The organism is Polaromonas sp. P1_G2 (assembly GCF_056405515.1).
In genome coordinates, this window is record NZ_JBFUBY010001568.1 from 1 (window position 1) to 383 (window position 383).

A 383-nucleotide genomic window follows, 5' to 3' on the forward strand; every position below is an offset into this window, starting at 1 on the left:
CGGTGGGAGGGGTGATCGCCGAACAGGGAGGAAGACTCGGGCGTGAGCGACAGGTCGGCTTTGGCAAGGTGATTGTAGAAACCTTTGCTCTCGGCCTTGGCCAGCATGTTCTCCGAGAGGTCATAGCCTTCCAGCACCGTGCATCGCCCGTGGATTTCCGCGCCGAACAGGCCGGTGCCGCAGCCGAGGTCGATCACGTGGCCGTAAGGCGGTGGCCGGTGCGTCTCTATCAGCCGCATCAATTTGCCGGGGACGCTGTAGCCCAGCCGCTCGACCAGGGCTGAATCGAAACGGTCGGCATAGTCGTCGAACAAGCCCTCGACATAGCGGCTCGGCGGCAGGCGAGGGCGGTCGGCGCCGTCGAGCAAAGCGAGCTTCAAGCC

At 64.5% G+C, this 383-nt stretch carries 1 protein-coding gene; it reads right to left on the minus strand.

The features are described from left to right. Positions 1 to 383 (minus strand): class I SAM-dependent DNA methyltransferase (locus AC1D0P_RS31580; RefSeq protein ID WP_477680330.1); only part of this gene is annotated, 383 nt, incomplete at both ends.